The 22,784-nt window shown below is 36.8% G+C and carries 19 protein-coding genes; 12 read left to right on the top strand and 7 right to left on the bottom strand.

Features of this window, described 5'->3' with window-relative positions; all coding sequences use genetic code 11:
• Positions 1-44 precede the first annotated feature (44 nt).
• The 3 genes from ACPF63_RS18630 to ACPF63_RS18620 form a co-directional block, all read right to left on the bottom strand.
• Complete coding sequence (locus ACPF63_RS18630) at positions 45-2,342, bottom strand: GH92 family glycosyl hydrolase (RefSeq protein ID WP_426480898.1); 2,298 nt, start codon at positions 2,340-2,342, stop codon at positions 45-47.
• Between the two features lie 77 nt (positions 2,343-2,419).
• On the bottom strand, positions 2,420-3,103 hold the full coding sequence (locus ACPF63_RS18625) for a response regulator transcription factor (RefSeq protein WP_426480897.1): 684 nt from the start codon (positions 3,101-3,103) through the stop codon (positions 2,420-2,422).
• A 2-nt stretch (positions 3,104-3,105) separates the two neighbouring features.
• The gene (locus ACPF63_RS18620) at positions 3,106-4,368 is read right to left on the bottom strand and encodes a sensor histidine kinase (RefSeq protein ID WP_180565088.1); all 1,263 of its coding nucleotides are present in this window, start codon (positions 4,366-4,368) and stop codon (positions 3,106-3,108) included.
• 148 nt (positions 4,369-4,516) lie between these two features.
• Here ACPF63_RS18620 and ACPF63_RS18615 point away from each other — a divergent pair, with 148 nt between their 5' ends.
• From ACPF63_RS18615 to ACPF63_RS18575, 9 genes are all read left to right on the top strand, one after another.
• Positions 4,517-4,927 (top strand): DUF1573 domain-containing protein, encoded by a 411-nt coding sequence (locus ACPF63_RS18615; protein WP_034695742.1) that lies wholly within the window; start codon positions 4,517-4,519, stop codon positions 4,925-4,927.
• A 174-nt stretch (positions 4,928-5,101) separates the two neighbouring features.
• Positions 5,102-5,983 carry an SDR family oxidoreductase gene (locus ACPF63_RS18610; RefSeq protein WP_047382900.1) on the top strand — a complete coding sequence of 294 codons (882 nt, stop codon included), beginning with the start codon at positions 5,102-5,104 and terminating at the stop codon, positions 5,981-5,983.
• 84 nt (positions 5,984-6,067) lie between these two features.
• Positions 6,068-8,008: a M1 family metallopeptidase gene (locus ACPF63_RS18605; protein WP_426480896.1), complete on the top strand. Its 1,941-nt coding sequence runs from the start codon at positions 6,068-6,070 to the stop codon at positions 8,006-8,008.
• 182 nt (positions 8,009-8,190) lie between these two features.
• Positions 8,191-9,078, top strand: coding sequence for a DUF2589 domain-containing protein (locus ACPF63_RS18600; RefSeq protein ID WP_426480895.1), 888 nt, complete (start codon positions 8,191-8,193; stop codon positions 9,076-9,078).
• 15 nt (positions 9,079-9,093) lie between these two features.
• Complete coding sequence (locus tag ACPF63_RS18595) at positions 9,094-9,792, top strand: hypothetical protein (protein WP_426480894.1); 699 nt, start codon at positions 9,094-9,096, stop codon at positions 9,790-9,792.
• Positions 9,792-10,370 carry a hypothetical protein gene (locus ACPF63_RS18590; protein WP_077413771.1) on the top strand — a complete coding sequence of 193 codons (579 nt, stop codon included), beginning with the start codon at positions 9,792-9,794 and terminating at the stop codon, positions 10,368-10,370. The genes ACPF63_RS18595 and ACPF63_RS18590 overlap by 1 nt, the downstream gene beginning before the upstream one ends.
• Before the next feature lie 10 nt (positions 10,371-10,380).
• A complete protein-coding gene (locus ACPF63_RS18585) occupies positions 10,381-11,643 on the top strand; it encodes a S8 family peptidase (RefSeq protein ID WP_426480893.1) in 1,263 nt (420 codons plus the stop codon).
• Positions 11,640-11,843 (top strand): hypothetical protein, encoded by a 204-nt coding sequence (locus tag ACPF63_RS18580; RefSeq protein ID WP_077413769.1) that lies wholly within the window; start codon positions 11,640-11,642, stop codon positions 11,841-11,843. The genes ACPF63_RS18585 and ACPF63_RS18580 overlap by 4 nt, the downstream gene beginning before the upstream one ends.
• 66 nt (positions 11,844-11,909) lie before the next feature.
• Positions 11,910-12,737 (top strand): endonuclease/exonuclease/phosphatase family protein, encoded by an 828-nt coding sequence (locus ACPF63_RS18575; RefSeq protein WP_077413768.1) that lies wholly within the window; start codon positions 11,910-11,912, stop codon positions 12,735-12,737.
• Between the two features lie 4 nt (positions 12,738-12,741).
• Here ACPF63_RS18575 and ACPF63_RS18570 read toward each other — a convergent pair whose 3' ends face one another.
• Positions 12,742-13,428: a response regulator transcription factor gene (locus ACPF63_RS18570; RefSeq protein WP_077413767.1), complete on the bottom strand. Its 687-nt coding sequence runs from the start codon at positions 13,426-13,428 to the stop codon at positions 12,742-12,744.
• Positions 13,418-14,740 (bottom strand): sensor histidine kinase, encoded by a 1,323-nt coding sequence (locus tag ACPF63_RS18565; protein ID WP_426480892.1) that lies wholly within the window; start codon positions 14,738-14,740, stop codon positions 13,418-13,420. The genes ACPF63_RS18570 and ACPF63_RS18565 overlap by 11 nt, the downstream gene beginning before the upstream one ends.
• 114 nt (positions 14,741-14,854) lie before the next feature.
• Here ACPF63_RS18565 and ACPF63_RS18560 point away from each other — a divergent pair, with 114 nt between their 5' ends.
• The 3 genes from ACPF63_RS18560 (at position 14,855) to ACPF63_RS18550 (ending at position 20,201) form a co-directional block, all read left to right on the top strand.
• Positions 14,855-15,688: a GLPGLI family protein gene (locus ACPF63_RS18560; RefSeq protein ID WP_426480891.1), complete on the top strand. Its 834-nt coding sequence runs from the start codon at positions 14,855-14,857 to the stop codon at positions 15,686-15,688.
• Positions 15,689-15,859: 171 nt separating this feature from the next.
• Positions 15,860-18,229 carry an outer membrane beta-barrel protein gene (locus ACPF63_RS18555; protein ID WP_426480890.1) on the top strand — a complete coding sequence of 790 codons (2,370 nt, stop codon included), beginning with the start codon at positions 15,860-15,862 and terminating at the stop codon, positions 18,227-18,229.
• 106 nt (positions 18,230-18,335) lie between these two features.
• A complete protein-coding gene (locus ACPF63_RS18550; RefSeq protein ID WP_426480889.1) occupies positions 18,336-20,201 on the top strand; it encodes a M1 family metallopeptidase in 1,866 nt (621 codons plus the stop codon).
• 61 nt (positions 20,202-20,262) lie between these two features.
• Here ACPF63_RS18550 and ACPF63_RS18545 read toward each other — a convergent pair whose 3' ends face one another.
• Together ACPF63_RS18545 and ACPF63_RS18540 are read right to left on the bottom strand one after the other, a co-directional pair.
• Positions 20,263-21,231, bottom strand: coding sequence for a hypothetical protein (locus ACPF63_RS18545; RefSeq protein WP_426480888.1), 969 nt, complete (start codon positions 21,229-21,231; stop codon positions 20,263-20,265).
• Between the two features lie 268 nt (positions 21,232-21,499).
• On the bottom strand, positions 21,500-22,513 hold the full coding sequence (locus ACPF63_RS18540) for a zinc metalloprotease (RefSeq protein WP_077413761.1): 1,014 nt from the start codon (positions 22,511-22,513) through the stop codon (positions 21,500-21,502).
• Between the last annotated feature and the right edge of the window lie 271 nt (positions 22,514-22,784).

Raw genomic sequence — 22,784 nt, 5'->3', positions numbered from 1 at the left:
CAAAACTTGTTCTTAGCTCTCGCAGATCTGCGAGAATATATTTTTTACTTTTTCGCCTTACTGCCCATATAAAATGTCAGCTTCCCACCATTCATAATCTCAGAATGCTTCAGCGTAAAATTCTTTATCTCTTTTCCATTCAGAAGAACCTTTTGAACATATACATTTTTCGGACTTTGATTAATAGCTTCAATTTCAAAAGTTTTTCCGTTTTCCAGATTCAGCAGAGCGTTATCAATCGCAGGACTTCCAATAGAATAATCTTCTGAACCGGGCACTACAGGATAGAAACCTAATGAACTTAAAATATACCAGGCACTCATTTGTCCCGCGTCATCATTTCCGCCCAACCCATCCGGTGTAGCTTTATACTGCATTTCCAAAATACGGCGGATCTGTGCCTGTGCTTTCCATGGCTGTCCTGCCCAGTTATAAAAATAAACAACATGGTGAGCGGGTTCGTTTCCGTGAACATATCCGCCAATGATTCCTTCTCTTGTAATGTCTTCAGTGTCTGCGAAAAACTCATCAGGTAGATGCATCGTGAATAGTTCATCCAGCTTTGAGGCAAATTTTTTCTTTCCACCCATCATGGTAATCAGTTCATCAGGATTTTGTGGAACAAAGAAACTGTAGTTCCATGAATTTCCTTCAATAAAGCCCTGTCCATGAGTGCTTAACACATCAAAATCTTTTTTAAAGCTTCCATCTGCCAGACGCGGACGCATAAATCCTATTGTTTTGTCAAAATTATTTTTCCAGTTTTCAGATCGCTTGATAAACTGATTGTAAATTTCTGTTTTGTTTAAATGTTTTGCCAATTGAGCAATAGCCCAGTCATCATAAGCATATTCCAGTGTATTGGAAACTGAAGTTCCGCTTTTCTCAGCCGGAATATATCCAAGATCGATATATTGGCCGATTCCTTCATAATTTCTTTTGTTAGCCGTTTCTATACATGCTTTTAATGCTTCTTCAGGATCTCCTTCATAATTTCCTTTAATAATAGCATCTGCCACTACACTTACACTGTGATAACCACTCATACACCAGTTGTCATTGGCATAATGCGACCAGATGGGCAGCATTTTCATAGAAAACTGGTTATAATGAGCCATCATAGATTTTACCATATCACTATTCCGTTTGGGCTGAATAATATTAAAGAATGGATGAAGAGTACGGTAAGTATCCCATAAAGAGAAGGTCGTATAATTGGTAAAGCCGTCTGCTTTATGAACGTTCTGATCCAGACCTTTATATTCTCCGTTAACATCCATGTAAGTCGTTGGATTGATAAAGGTGTGATACATCGCGGTATAAAAATTCGTTTTTTCCATATCAGAACCTTTAATGACAATTTTGTTCAACTCTTTGTTCCAGCTGCTTTGAGCCTGAGTCTTAACCTGATCGAAATTCATACCTCCGGCTTCTTTTTCCAGGTTTTCCAAAGCGTTGGTTTGACTTACAGGAGAAATGGCAAGCTTTACTTCAATAGCTTCATTATCATTAGTGTCAAAATCGAAAAACATCTTCAGGTTCTTTCCCGCAATCTCAGGGAAATTCTGATTTTGGTCAAATTTTCTCCAAAACCCTTTATAAACCTGCTTCTCATCGTAGTTTTTCTGACCATAAGATTTAAAAGGTTTTGAAAACTTCATCGCAAAATAAACCGTTCTTGTTCTTGCCCAGCCATTGGTCTGGCGATATCCGGTGATGGTATTTCCGTTTTCTACACGCACGTATGTCCATACATTTTTTCCATCATAATTGTAAATGCCAGCCATCAGATCCAGAATAATATGAGACTGATCAGACTTTGGGAAAGTATAGCGGTGGATTCCAACTCTTGGAGTCGCTGTAAGCTCTGCCAGAATATTGTGATCATCCAGTTTTACTTTGTAATATCCAGCTTCAGCTGTTTCGTTTTGGTGAGAAAATCTGCTTCTATAGCCGCTTTCAGGATTGGAAGCTGTTCCGGGATTCAACTGCAGTTTTCCTACAGTAGGCATTATCAGGAAATCTCCGAGATCAGAATGTCCCGTTCCGCTGAAGTGGGTGGAACTGAAACCTACAATGGTTTTATCTTCATAGCGGTAGCCTGCGCAGTATTTATAAACCTCGCCATTATATTTTCCGTTAAGTTCATAAGATATAGTATCTGTTTCAGGGCTTAGCTGTACCGCGCCAAAGGGAACTGTAGCTCCGGGATAAGTATGGCCCATTTTTTCAGTGCCGATCAGCGGATTGACGTATTGTGTTAATTTTTCAAATTTTTGGGCATGAAAGCTTGCACTTAAAAATAATAGAGAAAGAAAAACAATGGGTCTGTGATTTTTCATTAATGACAATTTTTCAAAGTTTAAAATTAATTAAAATCATCATTTGCTATTGTGTTTTAAATAAATTCAGGTACTATTTATTCTTTTTCAGAAAAACGAAAACCTATTCCATGCAGGTTTTCTATTAAAACATTCCGTTCTTCGGCAAGCACCTTTCGCAACCGGGAAATAAATACATCGAGGCTGCGCCCCATAAAATAGTCATCATCACCCCAGATTGCCTTCAGAATATCCTGCCTTTTGACAACCAGATTCTTGTGACAGATAAAATACAAAAGCAGATCAGATTCTCTTTGGGTAAGAGTAATGCTGTTTTCTATGCCTTGCAGCGTATAGTTTTTGGGATCAAAATCATACTTTCCTACTTTATACTTTAGAGGGGAAGTATCTGTTTTCTTGGTGCGTTTCAGGAAAACTTCAATTTTCAGCATCAGTTCTTCAATACTGAATGGCTTTACCAGATAATCATCGGCACCTATTTTAAGACCTTTTATTCTGTCTTCTTTTAACGCTTTTGCAGAAATGAAAATAATAGGGATCTCAGAATTTTTACTGCGGATATGTTCGGCTATTTCAAATCCGTTCATGCCGGGCATCATAATATCCAGCAGGCAAATATCAAAATTCTGATTGTTAAATGCTTCCAATGCTGATTCACCATCCGAGTAACAGCTGATGTCATAATAACTCTCAAGACTGTCTTCCACCAGGAAAGCTATTGTTTTGTCATCTTCGGCATATAAAATTTTAGATTTCTCCATACTTACACATGATTATTTGAAAACGGAAAAAACAGGGTAGTAGTAATTCCTTTATCTTCATTATTCTCAACAGAAATTTTCCAGTGATGCTGTTGAACGACTTTCTTTACATAAAATAATCCCAAACCAAAACCATTCACTTCTTCACTTCTTTTGGTATGTACCCTATAAAATTTTTCAAAAATATGAGGAATATTTTTAGCGGGAATCCCCATTCCGTTGTCTTTAAACTTTAAATATAAGCCTTTTGAATCTTTATAAGCTGAAATTTTAATCACTGGCTTTGTTTCACAATACTTGATGGAATTATCCAATAGGTTATAAATAATGTTGGTAAAGTGGAATTCATCGGCCATTACTGAAGTGCTGTTTTCAATATCAATTTCGATGCTGAGGTCTTTATTTTTGTACTCTATACTATCTGCAATCTCCTGAATAAAGGGAAGCAATAGAATTTTTTGGGGCTTTAATGACAGTCCTGCGGCATCGTTTTTAGCAATATTCAGTATTTTCTCAATATGATTGTTAAGCTTATGACTTTGGTTGATAATGATGGATGTATAGGTCTGCAATTTGGAATTGTCCTGCACCAGATTCTGCTTATTGAGTGCCTCTGAAGCTAAAAGTATCGAAGATAGAGGCGTTTTAAACTCGTGAGTCATATTATTGATGAAGTCACGCTGCAACTCCGAAAATTTCTTCTGCTGAATAATGGTATAAATAGAATATACATACACCAGAAGAATGATAATAAGGGCAAATGTAAGAAGATACCAGAACCTTAATGAACTGATCAGATAAGTTGTTTTATCAGGAAAACGTATCGAAAAATAATAAATCAGATTTTTGTGCTTTGGAAAGTTGATCACTTTATTACTGGGACTTTCCTGGTGTGACGTCATGTACTTTCCGTACACCATTTTGTCACTGTGACAGTTGTATAAGGCATAAACATAATCTGTATTGATCTGGAAACGGGTAAATTCTGTCTTCAGATAATACTCCAGCACTACAGGATGAAATTCATTGTTAATATTTACCACATAATAGTCATTCGCAATATTCTGTACAGGGTTTTCAGTATAGGACGTCTTTCCTCCGGAGAGTTTTTCCGCAACTTCCATTAAGGCAATATTGACCTTCTGATTAAATTTTTTATCTTCAAGATTATAAGCCTGGCGGGTCCACATCAGCTGTGCTATTAAAATTCCGATAATAGCAATAAATCCCAGCGTTATTATAATATTGAGTCTTTTTATTTTCATTTCCTGAAACAATATTATCCAAAATTATCTATTTATCTTTTATTATTAACAACTCGTTAACAAATGTTTGACAGCGGTTAACAAGTTGTAATCACGGTCTGCTTTACATTTGCTATATCGAAATAAAATAATATTAAAATTTATACTCATGAAAAAACTAAAAATTACAGCTCTTTTGGCAGTGTTGGCATTCTCTCCTTTTTATGCTAATGTACTTACTGCAGACGCTCCATCCATTGTAAAAATGGTAGCTGATGCTATTAAATGGAAATCAGAATCTATAGACGTAGGAAATATTCCTCAGGGGAAACCAAAATTGATCAGATTTGAATTTACCAATACAAGTTCAAAACCAATCATTATTCAGAATGTAGCGCCTTCATGCGGATGTACTACAGCTGATTATACAAAAACTCCTATCCAGCCAGGAAAAAAAGGATTTGTAGAAGCGAGCTATAACGCAGCGGCAGCAGGTCCGTTTATGAAGACTGTAAACGTTACTACAAGTGACAGCAAAACTCCTAAGACACTTTCTTTCAAAGGAGTGGTAGCTTCTTAATATATCGTTTTAACAAATAATAAATAGCCTGATAACAATTATCAGGCTATTTTCTTTTTAAATATTTGATTAGTTTTTAAAATAATCTAAAGAATAATTATTTGTAGCATTATTTCTCAATCTATTTTAAAGGATTGCATTTTAATATTTATTATTTTTAAGAAAAAATATTTTATGAGTCTATATACACAACCTATGCTGCGCGAAGGTGCACTAAAAGATAAAGTAGCAATTGTAACAGGAGGCGGAAGCGGTCTTGGAAAAGCAATGACTAAATACTTTCTTGAACTGGGCGCCAAAGTAGTGATTACTTCCAGAAATCTGGAAAAATTACAAACTACAGCTAAGGAACTGGAAGATGAAACAGGAGGTAAAGTACTTTGTGTAGCGTGTGATGTAAGAAACTGGGATGAAGTGGAAGCGATGAAAGAAGCTACCCTGAAAGAATTCGGAAAGATTGATATCTTATTGAATAACGCTGCCGGAAATTTTATCTCTCCAACAGAAAAACTGACTCACTCGGCTTTTGATTCTATTCTGGATATTGTTTTAAAAGGAACAAAAAACTGTACTCTTTCTGTAGGAAAGCATTGGATAGATTCTAAAACTCCGGGAACTGTATTAAATATCGTAACAACTTACGCATGGACAGGTTCTGCCTATGTAGTACCATCTGCCTGTGCAAAAGCAGGAGTCTTGGCGATGACCCGATCACTGGCTGTAGAATGGGCAAAATACGGAATTCGTTTCAATGCTATTGCGCCGGGACCTTTCCCTACAAAAGGAGCTTGGGACAGGCTTCTTCCGGGAGATCTTCAGGAGAAATTCGATATGAAGAAAAAAGTTCCGTTGAGAAGAGTAGGAGAACACCAGGAGCTTGCCAATCTTGCTGCTTATCTGGTTTCTGATTATTCAGCGTATATGAATGGTGAGGTAGTAACCATTGATGGAGGAGAATGGCTTCAGGGAGCCGGAGAATTTAATATGCTTGAAGAAATTCCTCGTGAAATGTGGGATGCTTTAGAAGCCATGATTAAAGCAAAAAAATCAAATTAAATTAAACTTATATTAAAAAAGCTCCCGGATGTGTAACAATTCCGGGAGTTTTTTTTACCTATACAGTAAAATAATATTTTTCATATGAATTTTAAACTTCCAACCCTCGTTTCCACCGTTGCAGTTATCCTGTTTTCAGGCTCTGTACATGCGCAGGAAACCCCAAAATATGATTATGTAGAGGCATTTAAGCCGTTTTTCTATCCGCAGACAGGTACAGCAACACGTTCTGCAAGCGGACAGCCGGGACATGCTTATTGGCAGAATTCAGCAGATTATCATTTGAATGTCAGCCTGAATGAAGATAAAAAAGAGATTACCGGTACAGCGCAGATTACCTATACCAACAACAGCCCGGATAAATTAGGTTTTCTTTGGCTGCAGCTGGATCAGAATCTGTTTGCAAAAGATTCCAGAGGAAACGGTGTAGTTCCGCTTTCGGGAAGCAGAAACGGAGCTCATGGTGAAGAATTTAATGGCGGATATAAAATTAAATCCGTAAAGCTTGACGGAAAAAGAGAGGTGAAATATACCATTACCGATACCAGAATGCAGATTGATCTTCCAAAGGAACTGAAAGCCAATGGAGGAGTTGCCAAAATAGAAATTGAATATTCTTTTGTCTCTCCCGAATATGGTTCAGACAGAATGGGAATACAGGACACCAAAAACGGTAAAATATTTACTATGGCACAATGGTACCCGAGAATGTGTGTGTATGATGATGTCATGGGCTGGAATACGCTTCCATATCTTGGAGCTTCGGAGTTTTATTTGGAATATGGGAACATTACAGCCAATATTACGGTTCCTGCCAATCATTACGTAGTAGCATCCGGAGAACTTCTGAATGAGAAAGAAGTCTACAGCAAAGAAGAGATCAACAGATGGAACGAGGCAAGAAACAGTGATAAAACGGTGATGATTCATCCTGAATCTGAAATCGGTAAAAATAAATCTTCCGGTACAAAAACATGGAAATTTAAAATAACACAGACCAGAGATTTTGCCTGGGCTTCTTCTGCCGGATTTATTTTAGATGCTGCAAAAATCAATCTGCCTAGTGGAAAAAAATCATTGGCTATTTCTGCTTATCCGGCAGAAAGTGCTGGTGAAAAAGCTTGGGGAAGATCTACAGAATATACAAAGGCTGCCATAGAACATTATTCAAAAAAATGGTATGAATACACATATCCGGCAGCTACCAATGTAGCAGGAAATGAAGGCGGAATGGAATACCCGGGAATTGTATTCTGTCATATGGATTCCAAAGGAGAAGATCTTTGGGGTGTTACAGATCACGAGTTCGGGCACAACTGGTTTCCTATGATCGTAGGCTCTAATGAAAGGCTGTTTGCATGGATGGATGAAGGATTCAATACATTCATTAATGGACTTTCAACTGAAGCTTTCAATAAAGGAGAGTATTATAATAAACCGAATCTGGCAAGATCAGGAATGTATCTGCTGACGGACAGCCTGGAGCCTGTAATGGTAGGACCGGACAATATGAAAGAAAGAAGTATCGGTGCTTTGGCTTATTATAAGCCGGGAACAGGATTGGATGTTTTAAGAGAAACTATTCTCGGACCTGAAAAGTTTGATAAAGCATTCAGAACATATATAGACCGTTGGGCTTTTAAACATCCTACACCATGGGATTTCTTCCACACTATGGAAAATGTTTCCGGAGAAGAACTGAACTGGTTCTGGAGAGGGTGGTTCTTTAATAAATGGAAAATTGATCAGGCCGTTAAAAATGTAAAATATATCAATGGTGACTTTAAGAACGGAGTTCAGATCACTGTTGAAAATCTTGGGCAAATGCCAATGCCTACCACGGTACAGTTAAAATTCAAAGATGGAACTGCGCAAACAGTGAAAATTCCTGTTGAGGTTTGGAAAAGAAATACAGAATGGACATTCAAAGTAGATTCTACAAAAGAAATAAATGAGGTGAAGCTGGATCCGAATTCAGTAGTGCCTGATGTCAATCTGGAAAACAACAGCAAAAAACCTGCATAGAATGTTTTGCTGATAAATATCGATGAATCTATATGTCACAAAAGCCTGAGCTTACCATCGTAAGTTCAGGCTTTTATTTTTTTAGGGTGTTTTTCCCGGGTAAGTAGAGGTGTTCTCCTGCAATGTTTGAGTGGTCTGCAATATAATTTTGTCCTACAATATTAATCAAAAACAAAAACAACATGGAAACATTAAAATCGGTGCTTGAAGCAAGCCACGCCAAAAAAACAAAAAATGAGTTAATTGACCTTTTGTCAGGAGTTGAAAAAGTTCTTACTCCGGCAGTCTATGAAAAAGTATCAGGAATTGAGATTTCAGAATTAAACACATTGACCAACAAAGAATTGCTGAATATTGTTGAAGATTTCAAAAAGAATTACGATGCTAAGTGGGAAAAATCCTTTTCCGGAGTTTCTTCAGAAATCATGAAGCTTATTGCGGGTAAAATGGCTGCTGATGAAGAGATTTTCAGAACTTCAGACGCTGCCAGTGCAGATTTTGCAGCAGAATTGGGAAGTATTGACTTTGCGACCATCATTGGCGGTCCTTTGGATGCTTGTGTAAAAGCGCAGTCTAATGCTTCTATTGCCACCGTTAATTTCATCAATGAAGTAGGTTTTGAGCTTACGGATCCTAACAACCCGAATAGTGCGAAAAAACTGAGAATGGCGGAATTCAAATACACGAAAAACATTCCCAACCCGGATTTTGATCCAGATAAGCCGGTAGATAATACCAATCCTAAAACAATTCCAGATCCGGTAGAACTTACCGTTCCTTTTATCGCATTACTGAATGTTCCAAGTTTCAGAATTGAAACGTGTGAAGTAGACTTTAATGTTAAACTTAATTCTACTTACACGAAGGACGTAAGCGACGAATTCGGTATTAATGCAGGAGTATCCGGAGGATGGGGACCTGTAAAATTCAAAGTGGATGTATCTTACAAAAGAACTTCCAGTACAGGAATCAAGGTTGAAAAAGAATATTCTCTTGGGGTAAAAGTACGTGCAACCAATGACGAAATGCCTGCCGGACTTGAAAAAGTGCTTGGGCTTCTTTCACAATAATTTATTTTACGAAAGATGATAAAACTATCAGATTACCTGGATTATCTCAACAACGAGATAATTCAGGCTCGTAAAAAGGCAGACGAAAATGCTGTTCTTATTGCAAAAGAATATGCCCGTCATGAATATCTTAAATATTTTAAGGTTCCACGATATGCCCTGCCCAGTGTAAAGATGGATATTCCGATCAAAATTACAGATATAGATTCAGCTCCCAAATATAATTTTAAACTGAATCAGGATCAGTTCGTTACAGAACTGAATGAGAGAATTCGCCTGGTGAACAAGGAGAAAAGGATGAATATTCCTCAAATTACCATAAAACAGATTCAGACCGAAGAGTTCAAAACACTGTTCAGTAAACTGGAAAAAAATGATCAGAAATTTGGGAAGCTTCCTGCTAATGAAGTTCTTAAGCTGGATCTCAGACACAAAGTACAGCTTCTTAATTCCGGAATCTTTCGGCCTCAAGATGGCACAACAGAAGACGAAACTGATGAATTGAAAGAGATTTTTTCAAAGATTCTGCTGAATAAATATACGCTGGTGAATGCAAAACTGAACAACATCTACATAGATCCCAATACCAGCGCTGCGGAAGATAAAGATAAACTATTCATCAACCTTCATGTGGAAATGGAGGAAGAAGGAATCAGGATTGTGTCCTACAAAGATAAAGACGGTAATGAAATAGAACAGATAACTTTTGAGTAATGCAGGAACTTATTCACTTTACGGTACAGAAAATTAAGGAGCTTCTGGAACATTTCAATGATGTTCAGGCTTTGTATCTGTCAAAATCATTTGACTTTGATGCCCGGTTTGACGTATTCCTTAATGAGGTTCTTGAATATTTCCGTACCAAAGGAAACACCAGCCACGAATCTGAAGTGTTGAAGATTATGAATATGATTTCTACCGTTAAAAGAGGTTTTAATCCTATTAAAATGGAGAAAATAGCGACTGGAAGACGAGAGCTTCTCGGAGGATTTTCATTCAACGGAATGGAAAGTATGTATGATATTCTGATGGAAATATATACTAAGGAAAATAAAAAGCTTGACGATGCAGAAGAACTTATCTCAGGAATCATTGTCTCATTATATCAGAACGGTATTCTGGATGATGAAAAGCTGAAAGAAATGAATTCTATTCCCAAAATTGAACGCTTCTGGACTTCATTGGTTGAGCAGAATACAGCAATATCGGGAATTAATAAAAAGCTCAGACTGACCATTATTCCCGAGGATATTTTTCTTATTCTGGAAAAGGTATTTCTGAAATTAATTTAAAAACATCATTATGAAAACCGGAAGATATATCGTTTTGCTGCAGGATCAACAGAAAACTGCACTCAAGAAAATAGAGAAAGAGCTTGAAGTGAATATTACTTCTTCAGAGTTTCTCTCCAAAGAAAACCGTTCCTATGAAATCATTGATCAGGATAACGGAGTGCTTTACAAAAACCTGGGAGTTCTTGTGGTGGAAAATATGGATGAAGATCAGTTGAAAAGTGCTGTAAAAAATGAATCAAATCCTATTATTTATTACGAAAAGGAAAGAGAATTTTTTCCTGCAGATGAATTACAGTTGATTAATGAACTTAAAAAACAATCTGCCGGACTCGCAGAAAAAATTTCAGAACTTGAAAAATATATTACCGGCAAACCTTTACCTCAACAATCATTTGTTGAAATGGAGTGGGGATTAAAAGCTATTGGGCTGGGAAATGCCAACTATACAGGAAAAGGTATTGATGTCTGCATTCTGGATACCGGACTTGAAACTTCCCATCCTGATTTCTCCTCTGAAGAAATTGAAGGTAAATCTTTCATAGACGGTGAAGACTGGAACCGGGATCCCAACGGACATGGTACTCATTGCGCAGGAGTAGCAACAGGAAATATCAGAAGTGATAATGGAAACCGTTATGGAATTGCCAGAGGCTGCAATCTGAAAATTGCAAAAGTACTCGCGGATAATGGAAGAGGTACTACCAGCAGTGTAATAGACGCTATAGACTGGGCGATTACGAAAAAAATCAGAATATTATCTCTTTCGCTGGCATCCCCGGTGAAATTGGATGACCAACCTTCTGTTTTATTTGAAACCATCGGAGAACGGGCGCTGGAGAATGGCTGTCTTATTATAGCGGCCGCAGGAAATGACAGCAGCAGGCCACAGATTCCGCAACCCGTTTCAATGCCGGCTAATTCAAAATCAATTATGGCTGTTGGAGCTATTGACAGTCAAATGAAGATCGCCAGATTTTCAAACGCAGGAATCAATCCTTCCACAGGAGGAAATATCAATGTCTGTGCTCCCGGAGTAGATATTGTAAGTGCCTATCCTAAAAACGCAAAGAACAAAAATAATTTGTATTACAGCATGAGTGGTACAAGCATGGCAGCGCCGTATGTTTCCGGACTTGCTGCTTTGTACATGGAACAGTTTCCGGATAAATCAGCAAAAGAGATCTGGGAACTGATTGAAAAAAAAGCAAGGCCTATTGAAGGCATAAAATACAGAGATATTGGAAACGGTTTAATACAGGTATACTTATGATCACTTATCTCGCAGTTTTAAAGAAAGATATAAATTTTAAAAAGCTTGAAGTTCTTCTCAAAAGTAAAAGCATAAAACTGGCCTCTCATTATAAAACCATAGGCGTTGTAAAGCTTGAAAGCCCGTTACCGGTTTCGGAGTCCGGATTTCAGGAATATTTTATATCTATAGAAGAAGAAAAAGATAATTTAACAATATAATCACATCAATAAAGCTTTTCTGTCGCGGAGAAGTTTTATTTTTGTCTCTTACTGATAAAATAATATATGAATTTCAGATTTTCAATGGTGTTTCTGATGTTTTTTGCATTAGGATTTTCACAGGACCTTACCGTAATGAGTTTTAATATCAGACTGAATGTAGAGTCTGATAAAGACAATGCCTGGCCAAAAAGAAAGCAGGATGTTGCAGATTTGCTGACCTATTATCATCCTGATTATTTCGGAGTACAGGAAGCGCTTCCGGAACAGATGAAAGATATTAAAACAGGATTAAAAAACTATAATTATATAGGAGTAGGAAGAGATGATGGCAAAGAAAAAGGAGAATTTTCCGCTATTTTTTATGATACGAACAAACTTGAAGTTGTAAAATCAGGAACGTTCTGGTTATCTGAAACTCCGGAAAAACCCTCAAAAGGCTGGGATGCTGCATTGAACAGAATCTGTACCTATGCTGTATTTAAAGATAAACAATCAAAGAAAGAATTCCTGGCGATGAATCTTCATTTCGATCATGTAGGAAATGTAGCAAGGGTAAAATCTTCCGAACTTATCCTGAAAAAAATAAAAGAACTGAATCCAAAAAATCTTCCGGTGGCCCTAAGCGGAGACTTTAACCTGACAGATGATTCAGAACCCATTAAAATTCTTTCACAGAATATGAAAGACACTTTCTACCATTCTGAAACCAAACATTACGGTCCGGTAGGAACTTTTACTGGCTTCAACGTCAATGAAGTTCCAAAAGACAGAATTGATTATATTTTTACACAAGGTTTCAAAATAAGATCTCACCGACACATCAATGACAGAAGAGAAAATCTTTTGTATCCATCAGACCATTTTCCGGTGATTGTGAACCTTTCCCTATAAAAAATCAGTTGGTTGGAAAATCGACTTCAAATCCAATTCCTCTCAGGGATTGGATTTTTATTTGAGGATCACTGTTGAAATATTTACGGAGTCTGCTGATGAATACATCAAGACTTCTCCCGGTAAAGTAATCATTCGTTTCCCAGAGATTATCCAGAATATTATCTCTTGTAATGATAGTACGGTTATGCTTCAGAAGATACAGCAGCAATTCCTGTTCACGTATGGTCAGCCGGTTGTTTCCGTTAGGATGTGACAATAGAAGTTTGGTAGTATCCAGTGAAAATGCTCCGATTTTTATCTGACTTTCCGTAACGGCCGGAAGTGTTCTCTTTAAAATATTTTTAATTCGCAGAACAAGTTCTTCAGGATCGCAGGGTTTGGGGATATAATCGTCAGCACCTATTTTTAATCCGGTAAGGCGGTCTATTTTTTGATTTTTAGCCGTTAAAAATAACAATGGAAAATTACTTTTTTCCTTGATGATCATTTTAGCCAGCGAGAAACCGTCTATATTGGGCATCATCACATCCAGAATTCCTATCTGAAAAGGAAAATCAGTCTGAAGTAAGGGGACTACATCTTCAGGATTCTGAAACCAGCTGACTTCAAAATCTTCCAATTCAAGATATTGCTTAAGAATCATTCCGAAATCCGGATCGTCTTCTGCCAGAAGAATTTTAGTTTTCATAAGGAATTGATATTTTAAAAGTACTGCCCAAATTAATCTGGCTGGATACCTCTGTTTTGCCGCTATAATTGGCAATAATTTTCTTCACGAAATAAAGTCCCAGTCCAAGCCCTTTACTATTATGAATATTGTTATTCTGTATTCTGTAGAATTTTTCAAAAATGTTATTCAGCTCTTTTGCTTCCATGCCGTGACCGTTATCAGAAACTTCAATTTCTAATTGTTGAGAACTGTTACGGATATTTATTTTCACAACAGATGCTCCATATTTGACACTGTTTTCACAAAGATTTTTAATGACTGTTTCCATCAGGTTTTTATCATAGGGAAGCTTTTGTGAAACTGAATTTTCAAGTTTAAAATCAATATCAGAATAAGTAACCGCAAGATCCTGAATGAAAAAATCCCAGTCTTCAGGCTGTATGGCTGTCATCTCATCCGGTATTTCATTCTTATGAAGCTGGAACATCAGGCTTTCAAGCCGGGAAATCTGCCTGTCGATAAGAGGAAGTGTTTCAGGATTCCATTCTTTTTTTAATGCTTTTGAAGCTATTTTTAAAGTAGCGATCGGAGTTTTAAACTCATGTGAAATGTTATCCACAATGGTGTGGAGAACTTCTACCTGCTTTTGCTGCTGAATCAGATTTCTGATCGTGAAGATATAGAGCAGAAGGACTCCGGAAAGAAGTATAGCACAGCAAATAATCAGTAAAGTAAGCTCTTTGAAAACAATACTCTTTATATTTTTAATCTCAAAATCTGTCTGGGTTTTGACAAGAAAAGTATTTCTTTTTTCAACCTGACCTTTATCCGAATCATCTCTTTTGGTGGTTGAAGTTTCCCAACTTCCGTTACTTGCAATACGCGGCTTTTTAAGCTTATCCTGTGTCTCAAAAATAACAATAGGTTCTGTAATTATTTTTGTGCTGTCTGGCAGATGAACAATTGAAAGATACCGGATTCTTGCAGAAATCTCATATCCGTCTTTCTGGTAGCGGCTGTCAATATAATGGATCAGTCTTTCTCTGGCAAACTTTCTGTTTTCTATAAAATAATTCAGAAAATCCTTTTTATTGATCTCCTTATTATGATATTGTATAATGATTTCCTGAAGGGAGTCGTCATTTTTCTCTTTAGCTTCCTGAATGTCTTCCAGACTGTCTGTATAATTGGTAAGCCCGTCATTCACGGATCTGTAGATGTCCCTCTCTTTTACCTGATAGGTTTTATACATAAAGTAAACCTGTATTCCCAGTAAAAGGAGGAACAGGGCGGCAAAAACCGGAATCAGAATTTTACTCTTGGCTATCATTGAAACAAAGATAAAACTTTAACATTTTACTGAAATAGTATTTTTATCATTAACCTTTTATTAACCTGATGGTTAATGTGTTTTTGGTAATTTTAGAAAATTAATGACCATTTAATGAAAAAGACACTCATTCTTCTTATTCTTATGCTTGGGATGCAGATTAATGCGCAAACCCACCGCTTTATATATGAACTTCAATACAGATTTGAACCCAATGGTACAAGTTATGATAAAGAAGAAATGGTGCTGGATATCAATACGGAGGAAGTGAAATTTTATGAATTAGAATTTTTAGTAAGCGATTCCCTGAATATTCTTCACGGGGGAATTTCTTCTCAACATACCAGCCAGTCCGGACAAACCATTATCCGAAAAAGAAATTCCAATAAAAATAAAAACTTTGTTCAGATCATGATGATGCCTTATTATTATGTTTTTGAAACGGAGGATAATATCCAGTGGAAAATAGAGGCTGATACTAAAAAGATCAATAACTATAATTTACAAAGAGCAACTGCTGTGTTTGGAGGAAGAAACTGGACCGCGTGGTTTACGCCGGATATCAACATTCCTGAAGGACCCTATAAATTCAGAGGATTGCCGGGACTGGTTCTCTATGTGGAAGATGATAAGAAAGATTTTATATATTCTTTCTCCCGAAATAAAAATCTGCCAAAAACATACGATACAAAAAGCTTTCTTGAAAAACATTATTCACTGAATCCTATTGCCATTGACTTAAAGAAATGGGTAAAACTGAATCTGGAGTTTTACAATGATCCATATGCCAGAATGAGAACCGAATTTCAGCCGGACTGGAATGTCCGCATTAATGGGCAGCAAATCAAAAGCAAAGAAGAGTTTGCAGGTTTGACTAAACAAACGCAGATAGACATCAAAAAATATTATAATCCGATTGAACTGGATAAAGCCATTCCTTATCCATAAAAAATATACTCTATTGATTTTAAAACCTGAATTTGCGAATTCAGGTTTTGTTATTTTAAAGAAAAGACATTAACCTATCATTAACCCATCGTTAACCGAAATTCTCCCTTTCATTACAGATTTTTGTAGCCATAAAACAGAACAATGTTTTTGTTAGGATAAAAAATAGCCATGTATAAAATTCTTTTTTTTCTGTGTTTTCCGGTTTTGATTCTCGCCCAAAAACAAAAAGTTGGAGGAGCAGTTATGAATACTGAAAATGAAAAGCTTTCGTCGGTAAAAGTTGAGCTGTATAATTCTCAAAACATATTAATTAAAGAATTAAAAACTGATGAAAACGGAAAATTTATACTGGAGGGAATAGCAGAACAGGAGGTAAAACTGGTTGTTAAAAACCAGGGATACTCTTTATTTGAGAAAAAACTTGATCTGACAAAACTTGAACCTCTGAATATTATCCTTAAAAAAGAATCTCAGGAAATAGAAGGAGTGGTAATGACCAAGCGTAAGCCTTTGGTGAAAAGAAAAGTAGACCGTCTGGAATTTAATGTTGAAAACAGTAATATTTCATCACTCAATGCCTGGGAAATTCTAAAAAATACACCGAGTGTCACCGTAAATAATGAGGTGCTCGGAGTAAAGGGAAGCACCGGAATTTTGGTGACTATTAATGATAAAAAGGTAATGCTGACGGGAGATGAGCTGAAGAACCTTCTGGAAAATACACAGGGAGATGAAGTGAAGTCTGTAGAAGTGATTACTAATCCACCTGCGAAATATGAAGCTTCAGGAAGTGCAGTTCTCAATATCGTCCTGAAAAAGAATAAAATTGAAGGCTACCGGGGAATTCTCTCATCCAAATATGTACAGACACAATATGGGAAAGGCGTTTTTGGCCTTTCCCAATATTATAAAAAAGATAAACTTTCCATTATGGGCAGCTATTATAGAGGGCTGGGAACGTACTACCGGGAAGGAACAGACTATGTGAACTATCCGGAAAGCCAAACCCGATGGGTCAGTACGATGAACAGGAAGGATAAAAACTATAACCAGAATACCCTGAATTTTAATGTGGAGTATGAATTGGACAGCTTGACCAATGCAAGCCTTAACTATTCAGGGTATTTTTCTCCAAAATCCTTCGGAACCTACAATGTTCCTACACTGATCTATAATAATCAGGATATCGTAGAATCTAATTATATCACGATCAACGATCACCGCTCACGTTCCATTAATAACTCTGTAAGTTTTCAGATAGACCGGAAGCTGAATAAGAAAAGCAGTCTTTCGTGGATCAATTATTTTACCGGAAACAACGCCGATAAATACCAGAATGTAATCACCAGTCTGAACTTTGCAGGCCAGCCTCCAAAAGAAGATAATTTCCTTACAAAGAATAAAGCGGATGTTCAGCTGTATTCCACACAATTCGATTATCAGTGGAAAAATGATAAACTGGAGCTGGAATCCGGAGCAAAATATAGTTTTGTAAAGACGAACAGTCAACTTGATTTCTCTGATAATGAAAATGGAGTACTGCAATACCGGCCGGAAAAGAGCAGTATCTTTGATTATAAAGAACATAATTTTGCCCTGTATTCTTCACTAGCCTATAATATTGGAAAATGGACTTTCAAAGGAGGGCTTCGTGCAGAAATGACAGATCTCGAAGGCGTGGTCTCTGAACCTTATGAATTGAATAAAAGCAATTACTGGAAATTCTTCCCCACTTTTTACGCACAATATACCACAGAAAATAAACAGGAATTCGGCTTCTCTTATGGGAAAAGGATCAGCAGACCTTCCTATTCATGGTTGAATCCTGCGAAATCTTATTACAATCTGTTTTCATACTATCAGGGAGATCCGAAGTTAAAAGCAACGATCACCCATAATCTCAATCTTACCTATTCATGGAAAGACTGGAATCTGGATCTGTATTACCGAAAAGAAATGTATCCGTCTATGGAAATTTCATATCAGGAACCCAGTACCAACAGTCTCATTTATTACTTTACGAATATTGAAAAAGGAGAAGCTTTCGGATTGAGTCTGTACAAAAACTTTCAGGTCAAACCATGGTGGAATATCATTATGTCTGAAAATCTTGAACACAATGAAAATTATTTCAAAGGTACAGACGGATTGCTGTATAAAAATAAAGTCTGGAACTGGGTCTCCAATATTTCAACAAGTTTTACCCTCGATAAAAACAACGATTGGAAGATGGAAATGGGACACCGTTACTATTCTCCCGGAATACAAGGGACTTTTAGAATTTCTGCGGCGTGGTCGGCATATTTTGTGATGAACAGAAAGTTCCTGAATAAAAAGCTGGAAGCAAGTCTTATATTCACTGATATTTTCAGAACAACAGGTCAGAAAGTCAGTACAAAATACGCGAATCAGGATAATTATTTCCTCGATTATACGGATGCTCAAGGCATCTCCTTTTCACTGAAATTCAACTTTGGAAATCAGTCTGTGAAAAATGCAAAAACAATAAAGAAAACTGCCGAACAAGATAGACTGTAGAATAATATGATATAAACATCATTACAATAAGATATTATTATAAAAGAAATAACCTACTGATGTTACATTTTTGCTATTTTTGACACCTATCTTTAAAAAGGTCATTATGAAGAAAATTTTTTCCGGAATGCTGATGGTCATTTCCTTACTGCAATTGTCTGCACAGGAACTCTATATGCCGAGGAATATCAAAAAAGCATATGAAAAAGGGACCCGCGATATCTCCGGAGCACCAGGTAAAAACTATTGGCAGAATAAAGGAGCCTACAATGTGGATGTGAGGGTGGACGCCAATACAAAAATAGTTTCCGGAAAAGAAACAATTCTCTATACAAATAATAGCCCGGATAGCCTGAATGAACTGGCCATACGTTTTGTGAATAACCTTCATAAACCGCAGTCGCCAAGATCAGGATTTGTGTCTAAAGATTTTCTATCTTCAGGGCTTAAGATCAAATCTTTCATTGTAAACGGTGAAAAATATGATGTCAACAGTGACGATTGGAGTACCGTTGAAAAAGTAAAATTAAAAACAGCTTTAAAATCTAAATCAAAAGCTGAAGTAAAAATTGAATGGGAATATCCGCTTTCAGTACAGAGTGGAAGAGAAGGACAGATAGATCCTGAAACATTCTATGTAGCCTATTCTTTTCCAAGAATTTCCGTGTATGATGATTATAACGGATGGGATATGCTTCCACACTCAGACAGACAGGAGTTTTATAACGACTTCAACGACTATAGTTTTGCCATCACCGCACCCAAGAATTTTGTAGTCTGGGCAACAGGAGATTTCCTGAATCCGGAAGCCGTACTTCAGCCGGAATATTTAAAAAGATACAAAGCTTCATTAAAAAGCGATAAAGTAATGCACATTGCGACAGAGCAGGAAATGAAGTCTGGTAAAGTAACCAAACCGAATAAATGGAATGTCTGGAAGTTTAAAGCCAGTCACATCACAGATTTCTGTTTTGCAATGAGCAACCATTATGTGTGGGATGCAGCAAGTGTTCAGTTGAAATCAAAAAGAGCAAGTGTTCAGGCAGGATATAAAAATGGGGCAAAAGATTTTGAGCACTATGTAGACTGGATGCGTTATAATCTTGATTGGTTCTCTAAAAACTGGCCGGGAGTAGAATATCCTTATAACGTAATGACTGCTATTCAAGGTTATGCAGATATGGAATATCCTATGATGATCAACGATACCAGTATTCCTGATGATCTTAAGGATGCAAGGCTGACAGCAGATCACGAAATTGCTCATACCTATTTCCCTTTTTATATGGGAATCAACGAAACAAGATATGCCTTTATGGACGAAGGATGGGCGACCACATTGGAATACCTTATAGGAATTGATGAAAACGGAGAAGCTGCAGCTAAGGAATTTTATAAAAATTTCCGTGTTAAAAAATGGATCAATGACCCATCTTCAGAACAGGATCAGCCGGTGATTACGATGAGTACGCAGGTAAGTGGAGCGGGATATGGAAACAATTCCTATGTGAAAGCATCATTATCTTATCTGGCTCTGAAAGATTATTTAGGAGATGAGCTGTTCAAAAAGGCATTACATCATTATATGGACAACTGGAATGGAAAGCATCCGGTTCCTTGGGATTATTTCAACTCTATGAATACAGGTTCAGGGAAAAATCTGAACTGGTTCTTCCAGAATTGGTTTTATACCAATAATTATATTGATTTAAAAGTAGCGGAAGCCTCTCAAATGAATGATATGCTCACCATAAACGTTACCAACGTAGGTGGATTTGCTATTCCATTTGATGCAATATTGTCTTATGAGGACGAAACCACAGAGAAGCTTCATTTCTCACCCTCTATTTGGGAAAAAAATCAAAAGATGACCGATCTTGTAATCCCCATTAAGAAGAAAGTAAAATCTGTACAGCTTGATGGAGATCTGTTTATGGACTATACACCGGACGACAACCGTAAAAACTTATAAAGTAAAAGCCTTCAGACTCTGAAGGCTTTTGTATTCTAAAAGTAAGCAGTTAATCTTAATCCTAATGTAATATAACTGATTTTTCTTTAGCAATCAGGTTGTTAAGTTCCTGATCCAACTCATCACCTTCCTTAATTTCATCGCTGAAATGATAACGGATGGTGGAATTGATCATATTGTAATCCGTATAAAAAGTAAGACCGAGTCCAGGATTGAATTTATAGGTCATAGAGACTCCCGTATTCCAGCGGAAAGCAGGTTTAGGTTTGTATCTGGCTATCTGAAGTTCATGATTAGGAGCATCTATATTATCTCCTTTTACAAATACTTGTCCACTGGCAGTTGCAGCATATCCTCCGGTTGCTTTCAGCATAAGCTGCCATTTATCCGAAAACTCATGGGAATAATAAGGTCCGATACCCGCAGACAGAAAGCCCATGGATTGGGTTTTGATTTCATGGTCTCCAAAATCCTGTCCGTCATCAAAGGTGATTCTTTGAGATTTAATAGGAAAGCTGCTGAAGGTTACATCTGCACCTACACCCCATTTTTTTAAAAAGAAATAAGCGCCTTCCAATCCACCTTCAAACCCGATTTGTTTTTTGTCATCCAGTTCAGATTCCTTCAGGAAGTTTGTTGTCCCGAGTACTGTACCCATTTTCAAAGCAAGAAAAGAAGAATAATCATTTCCCTGTATTCTTGATAAGATGCTTACATTAGCATGTCCTGATGGAAAAGAATTATTTTTGGATCCGTCCGGACGTTCAACTTTTGTAGTATATTTAATAGAATTGACTAAAATAGCCATGATGACTAAACTTGTACCATAAAATAAAGTTGCTCTTCCAATATTATTCCGGCCCTTTACGCCTGCCGGTTTTAATCCGTAAACAGTTGTAGCCGGAGCGTACTGAAGATAATCATCAAATTTGACTTTGAAGTTAGGAAGATATCGGTTTCTTACCTCGCGGATATTCTCCTTTTCTCCCCATGTAGCAGCCGCAGCTGTAAAAAGAAGGGCAGGAGCCACTGATTTTTTTTACCCATTCCTTTTTGAAAAAAGGTGTCTTCTCCTGAATGGCATAGCCGGAATTAATTAATGTAAGATCTTCCCTGAGATTTCGGGATTGGAGAGTATCCTGTGCCTTAATACAGGATAAGTGCAATAGTATTCCTAATGCTAGTTTTTCATCGTAGTGGTGCTGAAATTTAAGTCACGTAAAAATATTAAAAAATCTATCTCAAAAATTGAGATAGACTATTTTAATGTTTTTATAATATTTAAACTATGGAGTTGATTATCTTAAACCAGATCTTGGTCCGGATGCTGCTACTACAGCCTGCATTCTTGTTTTTTGATTAGCAGAGAACATTACCATAGATTTGTCGTCTACATAATCCATATAGTTCATAAACATCTGAGAGCGGCTTACTCCTCCACAAATTCTGTTTAAAGGATAAGTAGGATTTCCGTAATTAGGGCCAGGAGATGTAGGAGTGTCATTAGAGTAATCTGTTTGGCAGCCTGTATCGGATGATCCCCAAAGGTGTGGTAGATTTAGGTAGTGTCCTACTTCATGAGTTACTGTTCTTCCTAAGTTGAACGGAGCGGAAGCACCGGTTTTTCCTATATACTGATAACCTATTACAAGACCGTCATACCATTGTCCTGCATTTTCCGGGTAATAAGCATATCCTAAAGTTCCTGGTTGGTTATTTTCGTCAAGTATTGAATTCACAACCCATATATTCATGTTTTTAGTCACATCAGTAGCATCAATACCACCTGTGCTTGCCTTTTTCATTTGTTCAAGATCAGATCTCCAGCCTGTTTTTGTACTTTGTTTACGGTTGGTAGCAACTAATTTGAATCGGATTTTTACATCTCCTGCCGCTGAAGGCTGAAATGCCGAAGGAATTTTATTGATGTCAGAATTGGTAGCACCATAATCAGCATTCAGTACAGCAATTTGTTCAGCGATTCTTGCATCGGAAACATTTTGAGCGGAAGTGTTGTAAATTACATTAAAAACCACCGGAATCTCAACAGTTCCATCTGCAAGAACTTTTCCCAATTTAAGGTTTTCAGTAAATTTTTCAGTACTGAACTCAATGTCAGCCATTTTTTGTTTTAGCGCAGGATTTTTCAGAAGCATTGCCTGTCTTATTCCTTCTGAAGGACAGCTTCTTTTAAGAGCACTTGGAGCGGAGGTTTCCTGATCCAGGGGCGTTTCATTTTGATTACTTAAGTTGTCAGTGTTACATGCCGACATAAAGCCCAGAACCAGGGCTCCGAATAAGAATTTTTTCATATCGTTATAATATAATTTGGTTGAGGTTGTGAAATTATATTATTTGAAATTGATATGCAAATTATTTTGTAAAATACTTAACAAATACCTATTCAATGGTTGTTTTAGTTGCGTTTATTGTAACTTAATTTGGTTTTTATTGAATTTTAATTAATTTAATTAATTTGTTTTATATTTCACGCTTAAGTGTGTTTTTTAAGTGTAAATAATTTTATATTCTATATAATTTGTAGGATATTATTCTTTAAAAACTTACCATGGAAATATCTTA

It is taken from the genome of Chryseobacterium sp. R2ACT005 (genome assembly GCF_049949215.1).
In the GTDB taxonomy this organism is placed as follows: Bacteria; Bacteroidota; Bacteroidia; order Flavobacteriales; family Weeksellaceae; genus Chryseobacterium.
The sequence above is the reverse complement of the archived record's forward strand: the minus strand, read 5'-3'. Positions and strand labels throughout refer to the sequence as shown.